At 61.3% G+C, this 14,397-nt stretch carries 18 protein-coding genes; 14 read left to right on the top strand and 4 right to left on the bottom strand.

Going from position 1 to position 14,397, the window contains the following annotated elements:
* The first annotated feature begins 120 nt into the window (after positions 1–120).
* The 11 genes from AC3WJE_RS18055 (at position 121) to AC3WJE_RS18005 (ending at position 7,406) form a co-directional block, all read left to right on the top strand.
* The gene (locus AC3WJE_RS18055) at positions 121–741 is read left to right on the top strand and encodes a hypothetical protein (RefSeq protein WP_493732210.1); all 621 of its coding nucleotides are present in this window, start codon (positions 121–123) and stop codon (positions 739–741) included.
* 74 nt (positions 742–815) lie between these two features.
* Positions 816–1,697, top strand: a complete 882-nt coding sequence (locus AC3WJE_RS18050) for a DUF5677 domain-containing protein (protein ID WP_493732209.1) — start codon at positions 816–818, stop codon at positions 1,695–1,697.
* Positions 1,698–1,778: 81 nt separating this feature from the next.
* Positions 1,779–2,246, top strand: coding sequence for a nuclear transport factor 2 family protein (locus AC3WJE_RS18045; RefSeq protein WP_493732208.1), 468 nt, complete (start codon positions 1,779–1,781; stop codon positions 2,244–2,246).
* 504 nt (positions 2,247–2,750) lie between these two features.
* Complete coding sequence (locus tag AC3WJE_RS18040) at positions 2,751–3,200, top strand: hypothetical protein (protein WP_493732207.1); 450 nt, start codon at positions 2,751–2,753, stop codon at positions 3,198–3,200.
* 85 nt (positions 3,201–3,285) lie between these two features.
* On the top strand, positions 3,286–3,816 hold the full coding sequence (locus AC3WJE_RS18035) for a GNAT family N-acetyltransferase (protein WP_493732206.1): 531 nt from the start codon (positions 3,286–3,288) through the stop codon (positions 3,814–3,816).
* Positions 3,817–4,193: 377 nt separating this feature from the next.
* Positions 4,194–4,598 (top strand): VOC family protein, encoded by a 405-nt coding sequence (locus AC3WJE_RS18030; protein ID WP_493732205.1) that lies wholly within the window; start codon positions 4,194–4,196, stop codon positions 4,596–4,598.
* A 567-nt stretch (positions 4,599–5,165) separates the two neighbouring features.
* Positions 5,166–5,588, top strand: coding sequence for a hypothetical protein (locus AC3WJE_RS18025; protein ID WP_493732204.1), 423 nt, complete (start codon positions 5,166–5,168; stop codon positions 5,586–5,588).
* 54 nt (positions 5,589–5,642) lie between these two features.
* Positions 5,643–6,029, top strand: a complete 387-nt coding sequence (locus AC3WJE_RS18020) for a hypothetical protein (protein WP_493732203.1) — start codon at positions 5,643–5,645, stop codon at positions 6,027–6,029.
* 34 nt (positions 6,030–6,063) lie between these two features.
* Entirely contained in the window at positions 6,064–6,582 is a 519-nt protein-coding gene (locus AC3WJE_RS18015; protein ID WP_493732202.1) for a tetratricopeptide repeat protein, read from the top strand.
* Between the two features lie 29 nt (positions 6,583–6,611).
* Positions 6,612–6,959 carry an immunity 22 family protein gene (locus AC3WJE_RS18010; protein ID WP_493732201.1) on the top strand — a complete coding sequence of 116 codons (348 nt, stop codon included), beginning with the start codon at positions 6,612–6,614 and terminating at the stop codon, positions 6,957–6,959.
* Positions 6,960–6,971: 12 nt separating this feature from the next.
* Positions 6,972–7,406 (top strand): hypothetical protein, encoded by a 435-nt coding sequence (locus AC3WJE_RS18005; protein ID WP_493732200.1) that lies wholly within the window; start codon positions 6,972–6,974, stop codon positions 7,404–7,406.
* Positions 7,407–7,505: 99 nt separating this feature from the next.
* On the opposite strand, the gene AC3WJE_RS18000 is transcribed toward AC3WJE_RS18005, so the two are convergent.
* Positions 7,506–8,885 carry an alpha-L-fucosidase gene (locus AC3WJE_RS18000; RefSeq protein ID WP_493732199.1) on the bottom strand — a complete coding sequence of 460 codons (1,380 nt, stop codon included), beginning with the start codon at positions 8,883–8,885 and terminating at the stop codon, positions 7,506–7,508.
* A 106-nt stretch (positions 8,886–8,991) separates the two neighbouring features.
* Between AC3WJE_RS18000 and AC3WJE_RS17995 the strand changes: the two genes are divergently transcribed.
* Positions 8,992–10,017: a sialidase family protein gene (locus AC3WJE_RS17995; RefSeq protein ID WP_493732198.1), complete on the top strand. Its 1,026-nt coding sequence runs from the start codon at positions 8,992–8,994 to the stop codon at positions 10,015–10,017.
* Positions 10,018–10,100: 83 nt separating this feature from the next.
* Here the strand turns inward: AC3WJE_RS17995 and AC3WJE_RS17990 are convergent, their stop codons facing one another.
* Both AC3WJE_RS17990 and AC3WJE_RS17985 read right to left on the bottom strand, forming a co-directional pair.
* The gene (locus tag AC3WJE_RS17990; RefSeq protein ID WP_493732197.1) at positions 10,101–10,496 is read right to left on the bottom strand and encodes a VanZ family protein; all 396 of its coding nucleotides are present in this window, start codon (positions 10,494–10,496) and stop codon (positions 10,101–10,103) included.
* A gap of 2 nt (positions 10,497–10,498) precedes the next feature.
* Positions 10,499–11,683 (bottom strand): class I SAM-dependent methyltransferase, encoded by a 1,185-nt coding sequence (locus AC3WJE_RS17985; RefSeq protein WP_493732196.1) that lies wholly within the window; start codon positions 11,681–11,683, stop codon positions 10,499–10,501.
* A gap of 53 nt (positions 11,684–11,736) precedes the next feature.
* Between AC3WJE_RS17985 and AC3WJE_RS17980 the strand changes: the two genes are divergently transcribed.
* A complete protein-coding gene (locus AC3WJE_RS17980) occupies positions 11,737–12,477 on the top strand; it encodes a pteridine reductase (protein WP_493732195.1) in 741 nt (246 codons plus the stop codon).
* 162 nt (positions 12,478–12,639) lie between these two features.
* Here the strand turns inward: AC3WJE_RS17980 and folK are convergent, their stop codons facing one another.
* Positions 12,640–13,122: a 2-amino-4-hydroxy-6-hydroxymethyldihydropteridine diphosphokinase gene (folK, locus tag AC3WJE_RS17975; RefSeq protein WP_493732194.1), complete on the bottom strand. Its 483-nt coding sequence runs from the start codon at positions 13,120–13,122 to the stop codon at positions 12,640–12,642.
* A gap of 301 nt (positions 13,123–13,423) precedes the next feature.
* Here folK and AC3WJE_RS17970 point away from each other — a divergent pair, with 301 nt between their 5' ends.
* Positions 13,424–14,260, top strand: a complete 837-nt coding sequence (locus AC3WJE_RS17970) for a proteasome-type protease (protein WP_493732193.1) — start codon at positions 13,424–13,426, stop codon at positions 14,258–14,260.
* Positions 14,261–14,397 lie beyond the last annotated feature (137 nt).

The following is a 14,397-nucleotide window of genomic DNA, read 5'->3' as shown; positions in this document are numbered from 1 at the left end:
GACGGCATTGACCCTTCTGGCTACGAGGTGAGCTAATGCCGCCTAACAATTCATTCAAGCCGAAGCCGCTCGCGACTCGGCTTAATTCAGGCGTTAGACACGAGCTGGGGGTTGCTGGACATGCAGAACAACAAGATCGAATGGGGCAAGGAAATTGTCCAAGCCGGCAGCGATGCTGCAGGACTAGCCAAGGATGTTGGCATTCCCGGCGTCGGCCTGCTCGCAAGATTCGCCCAACACTTCTATGACAAGCATCTCCAGAAGCGCTTTGAGAAATTTGTCTCGGACGCGGAGGTTGACGAAGAGCTTATTTCCAAGGTTTCAGCCGACGAGACATATTCAAATTGCTTCTACGGCATCTTGGAGACAGTTCGTCAAACCCATTCAAAGGTTGGCCTTGTCGCGTTGGCGCTCATCTACAAAGATCACTGGGACGACGAGCCCTACCTCATCGCCGCGATGCAGGCATTTTCCCAGGTAAGCGACGTGACACTCAGTGCATTTGTCTTGTTGTATGAGGCGATCCCAGCAGATCATAACTACTTGACCCTTATGATACAAAAAAGCGAGGAAGGACACTTCCATGACCTCTACAACGAGGCGGTAGAACTTATCCGCCGCAACTTTTTCGTTATGAGCACTGGGGCCGGAATGCACGCGAACGGGCCGGTGCAAGGTATGAAGTTGGAGCACACGGTTTCGTACTACGGCTACTGCAAATCTGCACTGACTCGTATCTAACAATTCATTCAAGCCGACACCGCTTCGCGGCGCGGCTTAATTCAAGCGTTAGGCATCTGTTGAGGAATTCCGCAATGCCATGGAGAGAAAAGCTCGCGGAAATTCCGACGACTGACATAGACGAAGTGACGATCTCTGAATTTCAATCAGAGGGTCAGTACGTTGAGGTCGCCATAGATCTCGTGATCGAGGTTGGATCGTATGCATGCATCGCGGCCAATATTTTCAAAAACCCAGCGATGCAATGGTCACGAGACGAAGCCATTCTTGGGGGGCAGCTCGTCAGACTATTTAAGCTCCTCGACGCATTGCTTGATCAGACTTGCAAGCACCGTCGAGAAATATCCATTGTAATTACACGTCTTATCTTCGAATGCATAGTCAATCTGCGTTACATGATCGCAAATGCATCTGACAATCTCTTCAAATCATATCGCAGCTATTCCCTCCAGCATGAACTGAAGCTCCTGAAACACGTTGAAGCAAATATTGCTGCACGTGGCGGCGATTCCTTGCCAATCGAAGATCGAATGGTCAGGTCAATCAATCTGAGCTTCCAAGCCTCTGCACTGAATAGGCAAGACGTAGAAAATCATCATCAAAGAAACTGGAGCGGACTGAACCTTTACGAACGAGCGGAGCGAATTGGGCTTGGTCAGGCCTATTTGGCTGCTTTCGGTGGCGGCTCACATTCAGTGCATGGGAACTGGCAAGACATGCTCGAGTACCACCTTGAAAAGCTGGACGACGATTCTTATCGTCCGAACCTCGACTGGCACATGCCACGCCCCCAGATACTCGAAACCTTAGCCATGCTGGTCTCTGACGCATTGATCGACTACGTTACGCACTTCACAGAAGACGACGCCGCCGAGTTTGTAGATCGCCTTGAGGGGCTACAGAACCGCGCGCATCAACTTAGCGCACTGCATGAAGCATTTCTGGTGAGGCAGTAACCAGATGCCTAACAATTCATTCAAGCCGAACCCGCTTCGCGGATCGACTGAGTTCAGGCATTAGGCGCCGCGGACACGTCAATGATCCTCAAAAAACTCTTCACCTTTTCATTGCTTTCACTCTTGCTACTTGCGGGCTGCTCGCATGCCCCCGTTGCAGCATCCGACGCCTACGCCGAGGCCGAACGTTACATCATTGAATGCTCTCGTGACTGGGCAGAATCCGTGGTTACGGGAGATCGATCAAAGCGCAGAATCTACTTTGCTGACGACTTCATCGGCACGGACACTAAGGGCAGGAGATACGATAAATCTCAGGTCACGCGCGAGACCGGCCCAGCCAAGCAGATCATCTCCAATAAGCTCGACGACGTTAGCGTCAGATTCTTCGGAGACACCGCGATTGCTCATGGCAGCGAGACATGGATCCGTAAGGATGGCTCGACGGGCCGCTACGTCTGGACCGATATCTGGGTCAAGCGCGACGGCCAGTGGCAGGTAATCGCTGCTCAAGACGCGGCAGCTCCTGTAGAAGGGGCTACACAATGAGGGGATACCTGGTAGTTCGTTCAAGCCGATGCCGCTCCGCAGCATGACTTAACCCAGGCATCAGACCTCACCCTCTCCTGCCATGCAGCCTATCGTCATCCGATACGAGCCACCGTTACATTGATCTAAGCTCTCGAACGCGCGGCATCAGGAACCGAATCGTGCGTGTGGTGGCACCTGGAACCGGACGGCTACTTCATGCACTTCACCCCGATTGAGAACAAGATCGAGCTTCGACTGGAGTTCGTTCCACGTAGCCAGCGCAGTCGATCGCAGTCGGCCCTCTCCTTTCGGGGTAGCCGAACCCAGGTACTCCTGCCCTTCTGGCGTTTCCTCCGGGAGTTTCAGTCCCGCTCCTATGTGGAACCCCACTGGCCAAGCGTCAACTACACGCGCATCCTTGCAATCAAAGCAGCCATCGGAGGCATCAGTGAATCCTGACCATTCAGGCCGACACCACTTCGCGGCTCGGCTCAGTTCAAACCTTGCAGCGCATCGCATCCGATGACTGAGTCCCCACCCAAGTTCTCACTTTCGCTCAAGGCAGATGCCGCCATTCGGGCTGGCAACCTGCTCAAGGCGATAGGGATAGTGCGCCAGGAGACCGGACTCGACTGGAAGGACGCCAAGGATTTGCTGGATGCTCACCTGCTGGAGCGGGATTCAGAGGCGCAAGCTCCAGCAGCACATCGGCCGATCTCCGCCAAAGCCGAGCTGATATTGCGTCAAGGAATCAGGATCGGGGCAATCAAGATCGTCCGGTCCGAAGGTCACCTCACGCTGAAGGAAGCGAGAGACGCAGTAGATGCCTACATCAAGACCCAGTCGGATCTCGCCGCCATTTTCAAGCACAAGGCACGATCCCGCCGTGCGGTGCTCACATGGCTGCTGGTGGTAGTTGGAGTTGGCATGCTGCTGCTGTCAGTGGGTGCATTTCTCATTTGGACATCATAGATTTGCCGGTGTCCGCACGACTCACTCAAGCCAGCACCACGTTGCTGTACGGCTCAACCCAAGCATCAGCCCCCACTCAACCACCATGCTTACAGTCCGGCCGATCTCTGCAACAGATTCCATTGAAGAATTGACGCAACTACTCCATCGCGCCTATGCCCGCCTTGCCGCAATGGGACTGAACTACACCGCCGTCGATCAGACTTCCGAAACCACCCGCAAGCGCATCGACGGTGGACAATGCTACGTGGCGCACTGGTCCGATCGCCTGGCGGGAACTGTCGTCGTGCAGCCCACCTATGCGACGAGCGATTGCGGATACTTCACCCGCCCCGGGGTCGCCGCCGCTCATCAGTTCGGTGTTGCACCTGAATTCCAGGGTCTTGGCATTGGCCGCGCGTTGCTGGTTCAGTGCGAAACGTGGGCTACCGAACGTGGCTTCCTTGAGTTGGCCATGGACACCGCCGAACAGGCTACACATCTGATCGACCTGTACCGCCGACTCGGCTACATGCATGTTGACCATGTGCGGTGGCCGGGCAAGGTGTACCGCAGTGTCGTGCTGAGCAAGCACCTGAAGTCCGCCGCTCCTCACACACAATGTGTTGACCTGTGAACAGGAGCGTCGCTGGATTCTGCGGAAACGCACCTGAAGTCGATTCATATCCGCGTCGCCATTCGGCGTGGCGCAGCAGGGGTGTTCCACTGCATGTCAGACTCTTGTCGAAACCAGGATTTCTACCGGCTCTGTGCACTCTCCAAGGCAATGACGGCGCTCTTGCTGAAGATTAACCACATCAGCGAGATCTACCTGCATTTCGGCCTGCCCCAAGATGCCAGTCACCGGGATCTGGTAACCATCGCCGAGGCACGGGCCGCACCCCGCACCCCGCGGAGTTAGCAGTTCGTTCACGCCGATGCCACTTCGCGGTGTGACATAACTAAGGCCTCACACGAGTGGCAACATCAACAATCCATACGGGCGGACCTACCATGGCCAGAATTACCGGGATCGGCGGCATTTTCTTCAAGAGTAGAAGCGACAGCGCCGCACTTGCCGCTTGGTATCAGAAGCACTTGGGCATGCCACTCGAGAGCTGGGGTGGTGCGATCCTGAAGTGGCCGGACGACAAGGCCGAGGACAAAGGACTCACCGTGTGGCATGTCGCGAACAAGGAGACCCAGTGGTTCAGCCCGAGCGATTCCGCCTTCATGATCAACTATCGGGTCGACGATCTTGATGCGTTGATCGCGGAACTTCGCGCGAACAGTGTTGAGATCGTCAACGGTCCCGAATCCCACGAGAACGGCAAGTTCGCCTGGATCATTGATCCGGAAGGAAACAAAGTGGAGCTATGGGAGCCGATGGCCTGGGACGAAAAGAACAAGAGCGCATGACATCGCCGTTCAGTTCGCCCAGTAGCCCTGTCCAATCGAGCCCGTCTCACTGACAGGCCTGACTCAGCCGCCAGCCATCATGAAATTCTCCCCAGACTTTCTTGCATCGATCACGGGCTCGGACCTTTGTGCTGCGTACTACGACCTGTGCAACCAACATCCACATCGGGCGGGCGCGCCACCAGCAAGAGTATCGGCAACCGAAGTTCTGAAGGCTGCGACTGGCCGAATCCCCCTCACCAAGCTCAGTAGTCCAGGCACGGTGTTCCAGCTCGGTGGTCTACCCGATAAGGTCTCGCTCACCTTCATCATCCAGGGTCGCAGCTCGGTCGAAACTGACTTCTCTGCTCCATTCCAACATGCACAAGAGAGAGGTACATTCGCGATCCTGTGCCACTCGGCTCTGATGCACGCTCATCGGCCTGTTCCGAATCCTCCATACCCACGCCCCGAATTCCGTTCCTTGGATGAGTTGCTCATCATCTTTGCAGGCCTCGCCAACCTGGTACGCAAGCTCGCTTCGATAGCGACAAGTACGCACTAGCAAGAACAACGCAGGAGAGCATCATGGGAATCACAAGTGACCTGTTCGTAGCGTCCGATAGCGATGCTCTCTTGTACGAAGGTGGATCATTCCCTGCAACATCGTCGCCCTCCGAACATAAGCTTGCTCAGTTCAAAGGACTGACCGATCTGGAATTCGGGACACTCTGGGCAACAATCACCGATGTTGAGTGGGATCCAGACACGCATGCTCTCGAGCCGATCAGTGTTCCGGACGAGACCTGGCTGTTCCGGTTCCCTGCACCCTTCGTATCGGCGCTTCGGTCACTGACTGAAAGCAACATCGACCGTGTCTCGCGCCTCTGGGCCCAAACCGAAGAGCTGAATTGCGATCCGAAGGACATCGCGCCGGTGGTCGTCGCCGTGACAGGCCTCGCGAAACAGGTGACCGACGATCAGAAGCTCTATCTGTGGGGCTCGCTCTAGCGGTATGGTCCGGCGGCCTACCTTTCACTCACATTGATCGGCTGCCGACATCCCATGCAACCCCTACCACCAACCGCAACGGACGAACAACTCATTGATGTCGTCCATCAGTGGGTCAAACTTCTGGAGGCAGGCGAGTACGAGGAGGCCTTCGCTTTCACCGGGCACGAGGACGACAGCTGGACGCCCGACTTGTTGCACCAAATCATAGAGGGCTACGGGAACGCCGAGCCGCATCAGCGTGTCACGCTTGCCGGTGCTCCCACCGATGTGTCCCAGCGCATCAAGGTCGATCGCTGGCCGCAGCAGAACGGTGCCGTTGGCGAAGTCTGGTATGACCTCAACATCAATGGCTTGGTTTCCAACCTGACGGCGACCTTCTACATTTGCGTGGTGCCTGAAGGTCTCGTGCTGTCGCTCAGTGATGTCCATGTCATGTAGCAACACCGACAATCCATTCGGATGCCATGTATCCATGAAGCATCGGCTCAGACTGCCTTGGATATTGGCTTTCCTTATTGCGCCATTGGTCCCTTTCATCATCCAGGCTCAGAACATGGAACTACCCGACGCCATCCACGACAAAGTGGTGCAGCTGTCCGAAGAAGGAGACAGGCAAGCCGATGCAGGTCACTATCGGAGCGCCGTCGAGAAGTACATCGAGGCCTTCGATCTGCTGCCGGAACCGAAAACCAACTGGGAAGCCTGCACCTGGCTGCTGGCCGCAATCGGCGATGCCAACTTCAGATCCAAGAACTATGAGCACGCCCAAGCGGCACTGTCTGACGCGATGCATTGCCCGGATGCACTCGGCAATCCGTTCATCCATCTCCGTCTTGGCCAATCACAGTTCGAACTCGGCAACATGCAACGCGCCAACGATGAACTGACCCGCGCCTACATGGGCGGCGGGCAGGAGATCTTCGCCGATGAGGATCCCAAGTACTTCGCCCACCTCAAGACGGTGCTGAAACTTCCTGCCGACAGCAAGTGATCCTGACGAGCCCGACTCCCGTGCCCCGCATGCATCTGTTCGCCTCGAAGGAACGCTTTGCGTCTCCCGCCGAGATACGCGCTTTCGTCGACCAGACCTACACCGACGACGGTGATGGCGTGCCCTCGGCATTCATGCGTGAGATCGATCTTCGCGATTACGAGCCTGGCTGCATCGAGATCGTGCATTCCGGATCTGGCCGTCCTGTCCCGCTGCGTGACCTGCTCGCCGACGCTTCGTACTCGGATCAATGGCTACACCTTCTCGATGAATCATGCCTCGCGGATGCCGCCATCTGCGTCTTCGCCCCGAACCAGCCCCTGAACCCCCACGGCAGCACCTTGGAATACCTGGGATGCTTCGACTACTCATCTTGAGCACCAATTTCCATGCCACTTCATCCCGACTTCCCCGTCGTTCACGGCCACTATCAGATGTCCCAGAGGTGGAGCATCGTTCTTCCGTCGGAGTTCAACCGGCGTATCGAGGACGGTGATCTGGTGCTCTGGCGCTCCGGGATTACGGCCTGGATTTCCATCTGGAACAACGAAGACGGCCAATCGCCGGAACAGCGATTGGCCTGGATCAAGGAAACGCAATCTCCGCACATCGAATCGCCGGAGGAGCAGCAGATCGGGCCGATTCTCTTCTACACCTATCGCCTTGAAGAACCAGCGGATGACGAAAGGGTTGCGGCCTTGTATTGCTACGCCATCACTGCATCAAGCCAGGTGCAGATGGCCGTCTATTTCGATGATGAGCGCGATGCCGCCACAGCACGGGGCCTGTGCCTCAGCCTTGACTACAAGCAGAACGAAGACTGATTGCACACTTGCTCATGCATCACCAACTGACAGACGCGATACGGATTCAAATACAGGCATAGGCCCGCCCCAGAGCGAGCCTATGCTCCACGTCGGAACTCAATTCGCCGACGCACCCTTACCCGTATCGAACAACTGGAACTCGCGGATATGCACCGCATCCGCGCTGGACAGGATATTCAGGCGCACCTTGTTGGTCGTCACCGGCGCGAAGTGATCGATCTTCATGTGGCCGATCGCCTGAGCCTGCGCCACACGCACCCACTTGCCGTCCTGCCAGGCTTCCACTGCGTACTTCTGCACGAGCTGGCCGTCGTTGATCCACTCCATGCTCAGCGCCGCGTCGAAGGTGATCGGCTGCTTGAACTGCAGTTCCAGCACTGCGCTGTGCGAGCCTTGGGGCGCGCTCCAGAAGGTGTCGCGATCGCCATCGACTGCGGCAGTGATCGTGCCGGGATTCTTCAGGTTGGCCGGCACCAGGTTCTTGCCGGCGCCGTAGCGGGCCTGGATCGCCTCGCCCATTTCTTTCAGCCGCTGCACATCGGCTTCCGGCAGCAGACCACGCTTGTCCGGCGCAACGCCGAGCACCAGCTGACCGCCCAGGCCGACGCTCTTCTCCCAGATCTCGACCAGCTCATCCACGCTCTTGAGTGTTTCGTCGCTGTTCGGATGCCAGAACCACTGCAGTTTGTGCAGCGGCGTATCGACCTCGACCGGCCGCCAGCGCAGGTAGCCGTGGCGATCGATCACGTTCCAGTTTTCGCCCTCGATGGCGCCGGCCTCGTTGCCGACCCAGCGGATGTCGCCGTACTCGAACAACGCGGTATCGGCGAACACCATCGCGTTCGCCTGGTAGGTACGCAGTTCCTCCATGTACTTGTCGAAGTTGTAGACGTGGCCGGCGCTGCCGGCACCGTCCAGCCACCACTCGGTGATCGGCCCGTAGTGCAGCGCCAGCTCGACCAGCTGCGCGGCGTAGAACTTGTCGTAGGCCTTGGAGTCGGCGTACTTGGGCTCGTGGCGATCCCATGGCGAGAGGTAGATGCCGAAGCCCATGCCTTCCTTGCGCACCGCGTCGGAGGTCATCCGCACCAGATCGCCCTTGCCGCCCATCCACGGGCTGTTCTTGACCGAATACTCGCTCTCCGCGGTCGGCCACAGCGCGAAGCCGTCATGGTGCTTGGCGACCAGGATCAGGTACTGCGCACCGGCGGCCTTGACCGCGCGCGCCCACTGGCCGGGATCGACCTGGGTCGGGTTGAAGGTCTTCGGGCTGGCGGTGCCGTCGCCCCACTCCTGGTCCAGCCAGGTGTTGGGGTTGAAGTGCACGATCACGCCGAATTCCAGATCCTGCCACGCCACCTGCTGCGGCGAGGGTTTGACCTCGGCGAAGTTCTGGGCGATCGCCGTCGGCAGGACCAGAGCTGCCAGGCCGAGTCCGGCCAACCAGCGCAACGGGGAAAACGGCTGTCGTTTCATCGCGGCTCCTTGAGGGGCATCGGCGACCGGCGGCCGCCCGGGAACGCAGCATATGGTATTTAATAGATCATATACAGGTATATCACCAATCCCCCGGATCGATTCCATGCCGCGTTTGTTCGCCCTCGCCGCCTTCGTCCTGCTGGTGCCCACGCATATCGCCAGCGCCGCATCGCCGGTGCTGCTCAGCGAGTTCGTCGCCGACACGCCGCCGACGCCGCAGAGCCACGCCTCCACGCTGGTCGAAACCCGCGACGGCCGACTGCTGGCCGCCTGGTTCGGCGGCGACCACGAGGGCGCAGCGGATGTGGCGATCTGGTTGAGCGAACGTGACGCGCGCGGCTGGTCAGCGCCGCGCAAGGTCGCCGATGGCGGCTCGCAACCGGCGTGGAACCCGGTGCTGTTCCAGCCGCAGCAGGGCGCGCTGCAGCTGTACTACAAGGCCGGCCCGAACCCGCGCCAATGGTGGGGCCTGCTGGCGACCTCGGACGATGACGGCGCGCACTGGTCCACGCCGCATCGCCTGCCCGACGGCATTCTCGGGCCGATCAAGAACAAACCGCTGCAACGCGCCGATGGCCGCATCCTCGCACCCAGCAGCACCGAGGCCGATGGCGACATCTGGCGCGCCCACATCGAATGGAGCGACGACGGTGGCGTGCATTGGCAACGCGGCGGCGATCTCAACGACCCGCGCCTGATCGGTGCGATCCAGCCCAGTCTGTTGCAGCATCCGGACGGTCGTTTGCAGGCACTCGGGCGCACGCGCCAGAACCGCGTCTTCAGCACGTTCTCCGACGACGGTGGCGTCACCTGGTCGCCGATGACGCTGCTCGATCTGGAAAACCCCAACTCCGGCACCGACGCGACGATGCTGCGCGATGGCCGCGCGTTGCTGGTCTACAACCCGGTGGCGGCCGGCAAGGACTGGTGGGACGGCCGCGGCACGCTGGCGGTGGCGTTGTCCGACGACGGTGTGCATTGGCGCCGCATGCTGACCCTGGAGCACAGCCCGAAGGACGAGTTCTCCTATCCGGCGGTGATCCAGACCCGCGATGGTCGGGTGCATGTCAGCTATACGTGGAAGCGGCAGCGGATCAAGCACGTGGTGATAGATCCGGAACGCCTGTAACACGCCGTTGTAGGAGCGGCTTCAGCCGCGATGGGGCTTTACCGGAATTTACCGAGAAAGCCCCATCGCGGCTGAAGCCGCTCCTACAAGAACAACTTCCGCTCCAACGCCACCAGCCAACCACGCACTGGCGTCCACGCCAGCGCCAATCCCGCGACGACACCGGCCGCATCGGCCAGTGCATCGGCAACGTCGGCGCTGCGCGTGGTGGTCAGCGCGCCTTGCAGGATCTCGATCAGGATGCCCATCAGCAGCAGGCCCAGCGCCGGCCTCCACAGCGTCACGCGCTGCGCATGCAGTTGCACCGCCGCTCCGGCGAGCAGGAAATAGGCGAGGAAGTGCTCGACCTTGTCACCGCCTTCCGGCAGCTGCGGCAAGTCCGGCGCCGGCAGCAGGCAGACCACGAACACCGCGACGATGCCCACCCACCACAGTCCCTGCCACAGGCGTGGCCGCGCGAACGGATGCAGTACCAACATGCTCACAGCCGCCAGGTCAGGTCGCCCATCAGGAACGCGGCGCTGAAATCGACGTCGCGCGAGAAACCCATCACCTGGAAGCGCTCGCCCATCTCGCTCGGCAAGGTCAGCCGCTTGATCTGCTCGCGCAGGCGCACGCGCCCGACCTCGTCGGTGCGGGTGTCGGCCACTTCCAGCAACTGGTCCAGCCCATTGCCGAGCAGGAAACTCGCCTGCGTGCAGTACCCCGCCAGATCGAAACCCGCACCGGTGCCGGCCTCGGCCAGCGCGGTGAAATCCACCGACGCGGTGAGGTCCTGCAGGCCCGGCCAGCGATACAGATCGTCATGCACCCGATGGCGATAGAACGCGCGCAAGGTGCCGTCGCTGCGCTGCGGCTGGTAGTACTCGGCGCGCGGATAACCGTAGTCGACGAACAGCATCGCGCCCTGCTTCAGCCCGCCGGCAACCGCCTGGATCCAGTACGGCAGCTGCGGCAGCAGTTCGGAACGGTAGCCGTTCTCGAACGGGCGCTGCAGGTAGTTCTCAAGATGGTGGACCGCCGCCATCGTCAACGCATCGGCCGGCTGCTCGCCGCGCACGAAGCGCCCTTCGCCATCGAGTGTCACCGTCTCTTCGTAGACCTCGCCATCGCGCACCAGAAAGCGCGGCGTCGGCAGCGCATCGATCACTTCGTTGGCGAACAGCACGCCGTTCCAGTCGTCGGCGAACGGGCCATCCACCCATTCGATCAGATCGAATACCGGCGGGATCAGCGACTTGCCGAGCCGCTCGCGCTGGCGTTCGCGCAGGTCGGCGCTGGGTTCGAGGATCGCGTAGCGCTCCGGCAGCGCGTCCAGTTCCAGCAGGCGCTTGAGCGTGACCTCGGCGAACGCGCCGCTGCCACCACCCAACTCGAGCACGCGCGACTGCGGGCCGAGCTGCTGCAGTACCGGCGCCAGCGCCTCGGACACGGTGGCGGCGAACAAGGGGCCCAATTCCGGCGCGGTGACGAAATCGCCGGCCTCGCCGAACTTGTGCGCACCGGCGCTGTAGTAGCCGAGGCCGGGCGCGTACAGCGCCACCTCCATGAAGCGCGAGAACGGAATCGCGCCGCCCACGGCCATGATCTCCGCCCGCAGGTGGGCCGCCAGGTGCTCGCTGTGTTCGAGCGCGTCGGTACCGGGAGTGGGGAGATCGGCGTGCATGGCGGGATCGATTGCGTGGACAATGCACAGGATAGCCGAGCGGGAACCACGCGATGCCCTCCATTCCCAAGGTTGTCCTGATCACCGGCGGCGCGCGGCGCATCGGCGCGGCAATCGCGCGCCACCTGCATGCGCATGGCTGGCACCTCGCCGTGCATGCCCACCACTCCGGCGACGAACTGGCCAGGCTGGCGGACGAATTGCAGGCGACCCGCTCCCACAGCGTGCTCGCGCTGCACGCCGACCTGCGCGATCCACACGCGCCCACTACGCTGGTGGCGCAATGCCTGGCACATTTCGGCGGACTCGACGCGCTGGTCAACAACGCCTCGAACTTCTACCCCACGCCACTCGCCGAGGCGACCCCGGCGCAATGGGACGATCTGTTCGCGGTCAACGCACGCGCCCCGTTCTTTCTCGCCCAGGCCGCCGCGCAGCACCTGCAGGCCCGCGCCGGCGCGATCGTCAACATCACCGACCTGCATGCCAGCCAGCCGCTGCATGACCACGCGATCTACACCGCGGCCAAGGCCGCGCTGGCGATGCTGACCCGCTCGCTGGCGCTGGAACTGGCGCCGCAGGTCCGGGTCAACGCGATCGCACCCGGCGCGATCCTGTGGCCCGAGCACGGCAAGAGTGAAGCGGCGCAGCAGGCGTTGCTTGCGCGCACGCCGCTGGCGCGCATCGGCACGCCCGAGGAAATCGCCGAAACGGTGCGCTGGCTGCTGGAAGACGCCAGCTACCTGACCGGGCAGACCCTCCACGTCGACGGCGGCCGCGGGCTGTCTTCGTAGGAGCGGGTCTACGTGGCCTCGGGCCATCAGCCGCGATGGGGCTTGCCCGCTTGAATCCCCGCACATGAATGTGCGGGCGTTTGCGGAGGGATCTGCGTGACAGCCTCATCGCGACTAAAGCCGCTCCTACAAGAGCAGATCCCCAGCCGGGCGAGTTCGGCGCTACAACTCCACCACCTCGAATGCCCGGCCATGATCCGGATGCGCCTGCCACAGCACGGCCAGGCTGCGCCCGCTGACCGGATCGATGAAATCCGGCGCGATGTCGGCCATCGGCCTGAGCACGAAGGCATGCTTCAACTCCGGGCGCGGGATGCGCAGATGCCCCGGGCCTTCGACGATCGCATCGCCGTAGAACACGATGTCCACGTCCAGCGTGCGGTTGCTGAAACGCGGCCCGCTGCGATCACGACCATGCCGATCCTCCAGCGCGTGCAACCACGCATCCAGCGCCGGCAGTGCCATGTCGGTGCGCAGCGCCACCGCGTTGTTGAGGAAATCCGGGCCCTGGAAGCCGACGGCCGGCGTCAGATAGGCCGGCGAAACCGCCAGCTCGCCGAACGCCTCGCGCAGTTCCCGCAGTGCGGCGCGCAGATGGCGCGCCGGCTCAAGGTTGCTGCCGAGGCTGAGAAGCGCAGTAGTCATGCAATATTCGCGCATGTACGGCAGCCCAGCGTCAACCGGGAATGCCACCCGGCGGCCCACACACGGTCACCCGGAGCCCCATCCGCTGCGGTCTGACCGGCGATCGGGCGCGGCCACGCAACACCGCGGGGGCCTGGCTGACCCGCCCCCTGTGAGTCGTGGTTGCGCGCGAAGGTTGACGCGTATCGCTCCCTCACCGCCCTGAACGTGCGCGTCAACGACCTGCCCCATGCCGCGGATACGCGCTGGTCATATCCCCGCTGCGGTGCAAGAATCGGGCTGCTCAGTCACAGGCAGCGTCATGACTTATTGCGTCGGCATCGAAACGGACGAAGGCCTGGTCTTCGCGGCGGACACCCGCACCAACGCCTCACTGGATGACGTGCGCGTCCATCGCAAGCTGCATGTGTTCGAGTATCCCGGGCAGGCGGTGTTCGCGATCATGTCGTCCGGCAACCTGGCCACCACCCAGCTCGCCATCTCCAAGCTGCAACGCGATGTGGACGATGGCGCGCCGCGCAGCCTGCGTACGTTCCGTCATCTGTTCGAGGTTGCCGAGTACGTCGGCGAGGTGCTGGTGTCCAGCCAGGTCAAGCTCGGCGAACAGGCCCATCACAGCGGCGTCAGCATTTCGGCGACGCTGATCCTGGGCGGGCAGATCGCCGGTGAGCGGCCGGGCCTGTACATGATCTATCCGCTCGGCAATGCGATCGCCTCCTCGCCGGAGACGCCGTACATGCAGATCGGCGAATCCAAGTACGGCAAGCCGATCCTGGACCGCATCATCCGCCCGGAAATGCGCCTGGAAGACGCCGCGCGCACCGCACTGGTGTCGCTGGATTCGACGATCCGCTCCAACCTCTCGGTCGGCATGCCGATCGACCTGGCGCTGATCCGCACCAACGACCTGTGCATCACCGAGCGCATGCGCCTGGAAGCGGATACGCCGTTGTACGCCGAGATCCACGAGAACTGGTCGCGCAAGCTGGAAAACGCCGTGCGCACGCTGCCACGCTTCCCATGGGAACCGGCGCTGGCCGAAGCCGCGGACAGCGCAGCGCCCGGCACGTTGCCGCCGCTGCCACCGAGACGCTCGGTGATCCGTCGCGATCCGGAAGATCAGTCCGCGCAGCAGTGAAGAGCCGGGATTCGGGAAGCCTGCCCGGTCCCGGCTGATCCTCAAACACCTCAGATCCCGTAGGAGCGGCTTCAGCCGCGATGTTGTCTCTTATGCACATCTCCGAGCCCACGAGACCACCTAGCACATCTAGGGGG

Source organism: Pseudomonas sp. GW821-FHT07E12 (genome assembly GCF_058986605.1).
This window is presented reverse-complemented; position numbering and strand designations above follow the sequence as displayed.

Coding starts and splice junctions, on each gene's coding strand:
- AC3WJE_RS18055 (WP_493732210.1), top strand. CDS start 121: ATGCAGAACAACAAGATCGAATGGGGCAAGGAAATTGTCCAAGCCGGC.
- AC3WJE_RS18050 (WP_493732209.1), top strand. CDS start 816: ATGCCATGGAGAGAAAAGCTCGCGGAAATTCCGACGACTGACATAGAC.
- AC3WJE_RS18045 (WP_493732208.1), top strand. CDS start 1,779: ATGATCCTCAAAAAACTCTTCACCTTTTCATTGCTTTCACTCTTGCTA.
- AC3WJE_RS18040 (WP_493732207.1), top strand. CDS start 2,751: ATGACTGAGTCCCCACCCAAGTTCTCACTTTCGCTCAAGGCAGATGCC.
- AC3WJE_RS18035 (WP_493732206.1), top strand. CDS start 3,286: ATGCTTACAGTCCGGCCGATCTCTGCAACAGATTCCATTGAAGAATTG.
- AC3WJE_RS18030 (WP_493732205.1), top strand. CDS start 4,194: ATGGCCAGAATTACCGGGATCGGCGGCATTTTCTTCAAGAGTAGAAGC.
- AC3WJE_RS18025 (WP_493732204.1), top strand. CDS start 5,166: ATGGGAATCACAAGTGACCTGTTCGTAGCGTCCGATAGCGATGCTCTC.
- AC3WJE_RS18020 (WP_493732203.1), top strand. CDS start 5,643: ATGCAACCCCTACCACCAACCGCAACGGACGAACAACTCATTGATGTC.
- AC3WJE_RS18015 (WP_493732202.1), top strand. CDS start 6,064: ATGAAGCATCGGCTCAGACTGCCTTGGATATTGGCTTTCCTTATTGCG.
- AC3WJE_RS18010 (WP_493732201.1), top strand. CDS start 6,612: ATGCATCTGTTCGCCTCGAAGGAACGCTTTGCGTCTCCCGCCGAGATA.
- AC3WJE_RS18005 (WP_493732200.1), top strand. CDS start 6,972: ATGCCACTTCATCCCGACTTCCCCGTCGTTCACGGCCACTATCAGATG.
- AC3WJE_RS18000 (WP_493732199.1), bottom strand. CDS start 8,885: ATGAAACGACAGCCGTTTTCCCCGTTGCGCTGGTTGGCCGGACTCGGC.
- AC3WJE_RS17995 (WP_493732198.1), top strand. CDS start 8,992: ATGCCGCGTTTGTTCGCCCTCGCCGCCTTCGTCCTGCTGGTGCCCACG.
- AC3WJE_RS17990 (WP_493732197.1), bottom strand. CDS start 10,496: ATGTTGGTACTGCATCCGTTCGCGCGGCCACGCCTGTGGCAGGGACTG.
- AC3WJE_RS17985 (WP_493732196.1), bottom strand. CDS start 11,683: ATGCACGCCGATCTCCCCACTCCCGGTACCGACGCGCTCGAACACAGC.
- AC3WJE_RS17980 (WP_493732195.1), top strand. CDS start 11,737: ATGCCCTCCATTCCCAAGGTTGTCCTGATCACCGGCGGCGCGCGGCGC.
- folK (WP_493732194.1), bottom strand. CDS start 13,122: ATGACTACTGCGCTTCTCAGCCTCGGCAGCAACCTTGAGCCGGCGCGC.
- AC3WJE_RS17970 (WP_493732193.1), top strand. CDS start 13,424: ATGACTTATTGCGTCGGCATCGAAACGGACGAAGGCCTGGTCTTCGCG.